The following is a 7760-nucleotide window of genomic DNA, read 5'->3' as shown; positions in this document are numbered from 1 at the left end:
GGCTTCATCGCCGGCAAGCCGGCTCCCACAGGGACCCCACTGGTTTCGCACTCGGTGTGGGAGCCGGCTCGCCGACGATGAGGCCAGTAAATGGCACCGCCAAACTGTCGGTTTTGTCATGAATTGCCGGGCGCGGCCATGTACAATGCCAGCTTTTGCGCGTTGCGCCAGGCTGCACTGCAGCCTCCAAAACTAGACTGACTGGCGCTGGGCACACGATGTGGCCCAGGGAACATCTCAGACCATTAGCGATTTTCGAGAGACGGATGAACATCACCAACCTTGCCAAACGACTATGCCTGCCCGTACTGCTGATGCTCACGCCTGCTGCCTTCGCGGCCGAGCAGATGATGCCGGCACCACCGCAACTGGCAGCCAAGTCCTACGTACTCATGGACGCGTCCAGCGGCAACGTGCTGGTCGCGAACAACGGTGACGAGCGTCTGCCGCCAGCCAGCTTGACCAAGCTGATGACTGCCTACATCGCCACCGTGGACATCCGTCGTGGCCAGATCGGCGAGAACGACCCGGTCACCGTCAGCGAGAACGCCTGGCGCACCGGCGGTTCGCGCATGTTCATCAAGGTTGGCAGCCAGGTCACCGTCAGTGACTTGCTGCACGGTATCATCATCCAGTCGGGCAACGACGCGTCGGTCGCCCTGGCCGAGCACATCGCCGGCAGCGAAGACGCCTTCGCCGACATGATGAACAAGACCGCTGCCGACATCGGCATGTCCAACAGCCACTTCATGAACCCGACCGGCCTGCCGAACCCGGAGCACTACTCCTCGGCCCACGACATGGCGCTGCTGGCCCGTGCCATCATCGACATCGATCCGGCGCACTACGCGATCTACTCGCAGAAAGAGTTCTTCTGGAACAACATCAAGCAGCCCAACCGCAACCTGCTGCTGTGGCGTGACAAGACCGTCGACGGCCTGAAGACCGGCCACACCGACGAAGCCGGCTACTGCATGGTGGCTTCGGCCGTACGCGACGGCCAGCGCCTGATCGCCGTGGTGTTCGGCACCAACAGCGAGCAGTCCCGTGCTGCCGAGACCCAGAAGCTGCTGACCTACGGTTTCCGCTTCTTCGAAACCCAGACCTTCTACCAGAAGGGCACCGAGCTGACCCAGGCACCGGTCTGGAAGGGCGCTACCAGCATCGTCAAGGCGGGCCTGGCCAACGACCTGACCATGACTATGCCTAAAGGCCAATTGAAGCGCCTGCAGGCTTCGATGACCATGAACCCGCAGATCACCGCACCGATCGCCAAAGGTGACGTGATCGGTAAAGTGGAAGTCAAACTTGACGAGAACGTGGTTCACAGCGCCGACCTGATCGCCCTCGATGGCGTCGAGGAAGGTGGTTTCATCCGTCGTATGTGGGATAGCATCCGTCTATTCTTCTACGGGTTGTTCAACTGATTACGTGACCTGCCACGCCCCCGCCGATACTGCGGGGGCGTTGTTGTTGCCACGGCTTACGAGGCCGTTTCCGCCATGAGCGAACCTGACGTCAAGTCGCACAAAATCGAATTCCCTTGCGCTGATTACCCGATCAAGGTCATCGGCGACACCGTGGTCGGCTTCAAGGACATGGTGATCGAAGTCCTGAGCAAGCACGCCAAGGTCGACCTTTCCACCCTGGCCGAGCGCCAGAGCAAGGAAGGCAAGTACACCACCGTGCAGCTGCACATCGTTGCCGAAAGCGAGAACCAGCTGCACGACATCAACAGCGCCCTGCGCGCGACCGGCATCGTGAAAATGGTGCTCTGATGTCCTTGTGTCTCGGTTTTCGCGAGCTTGGCCTGCAGCCCTATGAACCGGTGCTGGAAGCCATGCGTCGCTTCACCGAGCAGCGTAGCCCGGACAGCCAGGACGAAATCTGGCTGGTCGAGCACCCCGCGGTCTTCACCCAGGGCCAGGCCGGCAAGGCCGAGCACCTGCTGGTGCCGGGCGATATCCCGGTGGTGCAGACCGACCGTGGCGGCCAGGTGACCTACCACGGTCCCGGGCAGCTGGTGGCCTACCTGCTGCTGGATGTGCGCCGCCTGGGCTTTGGCGTGCGCGAGTTGGTCAGCCGCATCGAGCAGACCCTGATCGACTTGCTGGCCAGCTACGGCGTCGTTGCCGCGGCCAAGCCCGATGCGCCGGGTGTCTATGTCGATGGAGCGAAGATCGCCTCCCTCGGCCTGCGAATCCGCAACGGCCGTTCTTTCCACGGCCTTGCTCTGAACGTGGACATGGACCTTGCGCCATTCCGCCGAATCAACCCCTGTGGGTATGCGGGGCTGGCCATGACCCAGCTGCGCGACCTGGCAGGCCCGATCGAACTCGACGAGGTCAGGACAAGGCTGCGCGGACAGCTGGTCAAGCACCTCGACTATGCTGAGCAGACGACCCTGACGGGCGGAATCGACTGAATATGACAACTGTGCAAGAAGCCGTGCCGAACCTGATACCTACCCAGGATGCCACCTCGCGCCCAGCGCCGAAGAAGGTGGAAGCTGGGGTCAAGCTGCGTGGCGCCGAAAAGGTCGCGCGCATCCCGGTGAAGATCATCCCTACCGATGAACTGCCGAAGAAGCCGGACTGGATCCGCGTGCGTATCCCGGTGTCCCCGGAGGTCGACCGCATCAAGCAGCTGCTGCGCAAGCACAAGCTGCACAGCGTGTGCGAAGAAGCGTCCTGCCCGAACCTGGGCGAGTGCTTCTCCGGTGGCACGGCCACCTTCATGATCATGGGCGACATCTGCACCCGGCGCTGCCCGTTCTGCGACGTCGGCCATGGTCGGCCGAAGCCGCTGGACCTGGACGAGCCGAAGAACCTGGCTGTCGCCATTGCCGATCTGCGCCTGAAGTACGTGGTCATCACCTCGGTGGACCGCGACGACCTGCGTGACGGTGGCGCCCAGCACTTCGCCGACTGCATCCGCGAAATCCGCGCGCTGTCGCCGGGCGTACAGCTGGAAACCCTGGTGCCGGACTACCGCGGCCGTATGGACGTGGCCCTGGAAATCACCGCGCAAGAGCCGCCGGATGTGTTCAACCACAACCTGGAAACCGTACCGCGCCTGTACAAGGCCGCGCGTCCGGGCTCCGACTACGACTGGTCGCTGGACCTGCTGCAGAAGTTCAAGCAGCTGGTACCACACGTGCCGACCAAGTCGGGCCTGATGCTTGGCCTGGGCGAGACCGACGAAGAAGTGATCGAAGTGATGCACCGCATGCGCGAGCATGACATCGACATGCTGACCCTCGGCCAGTACCTGCAGCCTTCGCGCAGCCACTTGCCGGTGCAGCGTTTCGTTCACCCGGACACCTTCGCCTGGTTCGCCGAGGAAGGTTACAAGATGGGCTTCAAGAACGTCGCATCCGGCCCGCTGGTGCGTTCGTCCTACCACGCTGACCAGCAGGCTCACGAGGCCAAGATCAAGCTCTGATCCTGGTGTGAGCCGTTTATGCCGATGCGCGCCGAAAGGCGGCATCGGCATTTTTGTTTTTGTGCCATGCGCTGCAAGGAGTTGCGATGAATTGCGCTGAAACCCATGAGTCCCGTTTGCCCGCAGCGTTGCCGCATGACGCCTGCTTTGCCATTGTTGCCCCAGCCGGGCCGGCGCGGCTGGATGCACAAAAGGCCAGCCAATGGTTCACCGAACGTGGCTACCGCTGCCGCATCTATCCGGGTGCCGAACAGACTCAGGGTTACCTGGCAGGCGCTGACCAACAACGGCTGGAGGATCTGCATGCTGCCTTTGCGGACCCGGCTGTCGACGCGATCCTGTGCATGCGCGGCGGCTACGGCAGCATGCGCCTGCTCGACAAGCTCGATTTCGAGTTGATCCGTCGTCACCCCAAGCCGCTGATTGGCTACAGCGATATCACCGCGCTGCACACGGCAATCTACCGACATACCGGTTTGTTGACCTTTCATGGGGCGATGCTCAATGCCGACTTGTTGGGCGCCAAGCAGCAGCCGACCGAGTCTTCGCTGGTGGCGCAATTGTCAGGGCAGGTGGGTGAGGGGGACGAGATTGTCCATCCTTGCGCGTTTGCCTTGAGTTGCGTGCTGCCGGGCGTGGCCAGTGGGCGCTTGCTGGGGGGCAACTTGTCGATGCTGGGCGCGACCCTGGGTACTGTGGCCGAGATCGATACCCGGGGCAGCATCCTGTTCATCGAGGATGTGAACGAGCCGCTGTATCGGGTGGACCGTCTGCTGACCCAGCTGCGCCTGGCGGGCAAGCTGGAAGGCGTGAGAGGTGTGCTGGTGGGGGATTTTGCCGGGATCACCGTGGCGGCGATGACGCCCCTTTTGCAGGACATTTTCGGGCCGTTGGGCGTGCCAGTGCTGGCCGGGTGGCGCAGTGGGCATTGTGATCCGAATGTGTGTCTGCCGCTGGGGGCTCAGGTGAGGCTGGATAGCGACAGGCAGAGCCTGGTGTTGGCTCAGGATTTGTTCAAGGCTTGAAGGAGTTGGGGCTGCTGCGCAGCCCTTCGCGGGGCAAGCCCGCTCCCACAGGTACGGCGCAGACAGTCAGGCTTGCACAGTACCTGTGGGAGCGGGCTTGTCCCGCGAAGGGCCGCAAGGCGGCCCCAATACATCAATGCTGGCGCAGGCTATCCAGCAGCTTGTGCGTCGGATACCCATCCGCCGGCCAACCCAGCCCCTGCTGGGCATTGCGAATTGCCTTGCGGGTATTGGCGCCGATGATGCCATCCGGGTTGCCTGCTTCATGCCCGCTGGCATTGAGCAGCGTCTGCAGCTCCACGCGCTCGCTGCGGCTCAGCGGCAGATCTTCTTTCGGCCAGTTGCCGGCAATGAAGCCCCAGCCCGAGAAGCGATCACCCAGCAGGCTCACCGCCAGCGCATAGGACGACGAGTTGTTGTACTTGAGGATCGCGCGGAAATTGTCCAGCACCAGGAAGGCCGGGCCACGCGCGCCTGCCGGCAGCAGCAGGGCGGCGGACAGATCGTTGCTGCCGGCTGGCAGCTGCGTGCCTGCCGGCAGCTTCACACCCAGTTGCAACCACGCGCTGACCGGTTTGCGCTGGGCGCCATCGGCCAACCAGTAGTCGAAGCCTGCGGGTACCTGTACCTCGAAGCCCCAGGGCTGGCCACGTTTCCAGCCGGAGCTCTGCAGATAGTGCGCGGTCGATGCCAGGGCATCTGGCGTGCTGTTCCAGATATCCCGTCGGCCATCGCCATCGAAATCCACCGCATGGGTGTTGTAGGTGGTCGGAATGAACTGGGTCTGGCCCATGGCGCCGGCCCACGAGCCGCGCATGGCTTCAGGCTGGATGTCGCCGTGCTGGATGATCTGCAAAGCGGCGATCAGCTGGTCCTGGGCGAACTGGGGGCGGCGCCCCTCGTAGGCCAGGGTGGCCAGCGAGCGAATCACCGATTTGCTGCCCTGGAACTGGCCGAAGTTGCTTTCCATGCCCCAGACCGAGACCAGCACCTGGCGGTCGACGCCATAGCGTTGCTCGATGCGCGTCAGCAACTCGGCGTTCTGCTCCAGCAGGCGCTTGCCGTTGCGCACGCGCAAAGGTGAAAGCGCACCCTCGAGGTATTCCCACACCGGGCGGGTGAACTCAGGCTGGCTGCGGTCGGCCTTGATCACGTCCATGTCTGGCGTGACGCCCACGAAGGCGCGGTCGAAGGTGCTGGCCGCGATGCCGGCTTGCAATGCTTGCTGGCGGAAGCCGGCCTGCCATTGGGCGAAGCTTTGCAGGGGCTGGATTTCAGTGCTGACGTCGGGCGTGGTGCTGGGCAGGGTCACTACCGGCGCGGGCTGGGCAGGTGCCAGCGGCAGGGCGTCGGCGGCGGTGGGTTTTTCCGCGCAGGCGACGAGCAGGATGAAGCTGGAGGCCGCGATGAGCTGGCGGGATTTCCAACGGGGGAGGAGGCAGAAGGGCATGCACAGATCCAGAATTTCAGGTCAGGTGCCGACCATACCATGCCTGCGCTTTCGATGCTTTCATGCGGCCAAAAAGTAAGAAGCCTCCCAATCTCTCGATTGGAAGGCTTCGCGGCGGTAGCTGCCTTTGCCCTTGTCTGGCTGCTCCTGGCGGCAGCGGAACAGCGGTTGGGCGATGATCGACTTGGCTTTGTTGGGGCCGTGCTTCTTCGGCTTTCTGCTCATGGAGAGGTTCCTGCTTGGGGGATGGGTTGCGCGGCGGACTGTAGGCCGGTAGCCGGGCCACGGCCAATTGATTGTGTTTATGGCTTAGGGCCAATCGCCGGCAAGCCGGCTCCCACAGGGTTAGCACAGGACCTGAGCATTGTGGTGAACCTGTGGGAGCCGGCTTGCCGGCGATAGGGCCCTTGAATGCTACTCGGGCGGCAAGACCAACCGCTGCCCGGCCATCAACAACGACAACCGCGACAATCCTGTCCACGGCGATCCTTCGGCCTGCCCCTTGATCTGCGCGTCGATGCGCTGGGCATCCTGCAGCAATTGCGCCCAACGCTGCGCGGAAAGCCGTTGCAGGGCCTTGCTGACCAACGGTCGACGCTTGTCCCACACCGGCGGCCGGGCCTGGCTGAAGGCCTTGTCCAGCGGCACACCCTGGCTGAACTGCTGGGCCAGCCCGGCCAGCAGCCGCAGTTCACGGGCAAGCGCCCAGAGGATCACCGGCGGCTCGACCCCTTCGCCACGCAGGCCCTCGAGCATGCGCAGGGCATGCGCGGCCTCGCCATTGAGAATGGCATCGACCAGGCCGAAGACATCGAAGCGCGCACTGTCGGCTACGGCGCCCTGGACCGTTTCCACGGTGATCTGGTTGCCTTCGGCAAGCAGCTTGAGCTTTTCGATTTCCTGGGCAGCGGCCAGCAAGTTGCCTTCTACCCGCGCGGCGATCAGGTCGACTGCATCGCGTTGTGCAGAAAGGCCAGCCTGGGCCAGGCGCTGGTTGATCCACTGCGGCAACTGCTGGGCATCCACCGGCCAGATCTGGATGAACTGGCAGTGGGCGCCTTCGATCAGCGCCTTGCCCCACTTGGTCTTCTGCGCGCTGCCATCGAGCTTGGGCAGGCTGATCAGCAGCAGGGTGTCTTCGGCAGGCCTGGCGCAGTATTCCATGAGCGCTGCAGCGCCCTTGTCGCCGGGCTTGCCGGACGGCAACCGCAGCTCCAGCAGGCGGCGCTGGGCAAACAGGGACAAACTGGCACCGGCCTGGAGCAGGGTTCCCCAGTCGAAGTTGGCGTCGGCGCTGAACACCTGGCGTTCGTCGAAACCTTGCTGGCGAGCAGCATTGCGGATGGCGTCGGCGGCTTCCTGGCACAGCAGCGGGTCGTCGCCGCTGACCACGTAGACCGGGGCCAGGCCACCTTGCAGGTGCTTGTTGAGTTGGGCGGGGGCGAGTTTCATGGGAAACAGGCGGGGCACCGAAGTGCCCCGCACGGGCTTAACGGCCCGGGATTTCCAGTGGCGACTGTTGAGGCGTTTCCGCCTGCTGGCGGCGTGCGGCCTCCAGTGCCTGGGCTTCGGCCTTGGCGCGTTCGTCGGCCTTGCGCTGCAACTCGTCCAGCTGAGTGGGTGTCAGGATCTGCAGGCGTGCAACCATCGACTGCACCAGGTCACGACGCATCTCCGTGCGTGCCTGGCCGGCTTCCTGTTCGGAGCCTGTGATGTTGGAGCTGTCACGCACGTAGATCTTGCGTACTTCGACCTTGTCGTTGAGCAGTTCGAGGTTGTTCAGGCCCAGAATGCTGTACTTGAGCGTGGTGGTGAGCTCGTACTCGGCGGTACGGCTGGGG

9 protein-coding genes are annotated in these 7760 nt (G+C 63.6%); 5 read left to right on the top strand and 4 right to left on the bottom strand.

The genetic code is table 11. The features are described 5' to 3' along the window. Positions 1–266: 266 nt before the first annotated feature. The 5 genes from PMI38_RS24990 (at position 267) to PMI38_RS24970 (ending at position 4469) form a co-directional block, all read left to right on the top strand. On the top strand, positions 267–1427 hold the full coding sequence (locus PMI38_RS24990) for a D-alanyl-D-alanine carboxypeptidase family protein (protein WP_008100497.1): 1161 nt from the start codon (positions 267–269) through the stop codon (positions 1425–1427). A 75-nt stretch (positions 1428–1502) separates the two neighbouring features. Continuing rightward, positions 1503–1778: a DUF493 domain-containing protein gene (locus tag PMI38_RS24985; RefSeq protein WP_008100495.1), complete on the top strand. Its 276-nt coding sequence runs from the start codon at positions 1503–1505 to the stop codon at positions 1776–1778. Then, positions 1778–2425, top strand: coding sequence for a lipoyl(octanoyl) transferase LipB (gene lipB / locus PMI38_RS24980; protein WP_008100493.1), 648 nt, complete (start codon positions 1778–1780; stop codon positions 2423–2425). Before PMI38_RS24985 ends, lipB begins: the two co-directional genes overlap by 1 nt. Positions 2426–2427: 2 nt before the next feature. Then, positions 2428–3444, top strand: a complete 1017-nt coding sequence (gene lipA, locus PMI38_RS24975; protein ID WP_008100490.1) for a lipoyl synthase — start codon at positions 2428–2430, stop codon at positions 3442–3444. An 86-nt stretch (positions 3445–3530) separates the two neighbouring features. Next, positions 3531–4469, top strand: coding sequence for a S66 peptidase family protein (locus PMI38_RS24970; RefSeq protein WP_008100488.1), 939 nt, complete (start codon positions 3531–3533; stop codon positions 4467–4469). A 133-nt stretch (positions 4470–4602) separates the two neighbouring features. Here PMI38_RS24970 and PMI38_RS24965 read toward each other — a convergent pair whose 3' ends face one another. The 4 genes from PMI38_RS24965 to lptE all read right to left on the bottom strand — a co-directional run. Continuing rightward, entirely contained in the window at positions 4603–5919 is a 1317-nt protein-coding gene (locus PMI38_RS24965) for a lytic murein transglycosylase (protein WP_008100486.1), read from the bottom strand. 60 nt (positions 5920–5979) lie between these two features. Then, on the bottom strand, positions 5980–6144 hold the full coding sequence (arfA, locus tag PMI38_RS24960; RefSeq protein WP_008100484.1) for an alternative ribosome rescue factor ArfA: 165 nt from the start codon (positions 6142–6144) through the stop codon (positions 5980–5982). 189 nt (positions 6145–6333) lie between these two features. Then, complete coding sequence (gene holA / locus PMI38_RS24955) at positions 6334–7371, bottom strand: DNA polymerase III subunit delta (RefSeq protein WP_008100482.1); 1038 nt, start codon at positions 7369–7371, stop codon at positions 6334–6336. A gap of 37 nt (positions 7372–7408) precedes the next feature. Next, the coding region (lptE, locus tag PMI38_RS24950) for an LPS assembly lipoprotein LptE (protein ID WP_008100480.1) at positions 7409–7760 on the bottom strand (352 nt) is incomplete at its 5' end.

Source organism: Pseudomonas sp. GM84, assembly GCF_000282535.1.
GTDB lineage: Bacteria > Pseudomonadota > Gammaproteobacteria > Pseudomonadales > Pseudomonadaceae > Aquipseudomonas.
Note: the sequence above shows the minus strand (reverse complement) of the source record. Positions and strands in the feature narration are given on the sequence as shown.

What these genes read in the sequence shown, in the direction of transcription:
- PMI38_RS24990 (WP_008100497.1), top strand. Translation starts at nt 267, where the DNA reads ATGAACATCACCAACCTTGCCAAACGACTATGCCTGCCCGTACTGCTG.
- PMI38_RS24985 (WP_008100495.1), top strand. Translation starts at nt 1,503, where the DNA reads ATGAGCGAACCTGACGTCAAGTCGCACAAAATCGAATTCCCTTGCGCT.
- lipB (WP_008100493.1), top strand. Translation starts at nt 1,778, where the DNA reads ATGTCCTTGTGTCTCGGTTTTCGCGAGCTTGGCCTGCAGCCCTATGAA.
- lipA (WP_008100490.1), top strand. Translation starts at nt 2,428, where the DNA reads ATGACAACTGTGCAAGAAGCCGTGCCGAACCTGATACCTACCCAGGAT.
- PMI38_RS24970 (WP_008100488.1), top strand. Translation starts at nt 3,531, where the DNA reads ATGAATTGCGCTGAAACCCATGAGTCCCGTTTGCCCGCAGCGTTGCCG.
- PMI38_RS24965 (WP_008100486.1), bottom strand. Translation starts at nt 5,919, where the DNA reads ATGCCCTTCTGCCTCCTCCCCCGTTGGAAATCCCGCCAGCTCATCGCG.
- arfA (WP_008100484.1), bottom strand. Translation starts at nt 6,144, where the DNA reads ATGAGCAGAAAGCCGAAGAAGCACGGCCCCAACAAAGCCAAGTCGATC.
- holA (WP_008100482.1), bottom strand. Translation starts at nt 7,371, where the DNA reads ATGAAACTCGCCCCCGCCCAACTCAACAAGCACCTGCAAGGTGGCCTG.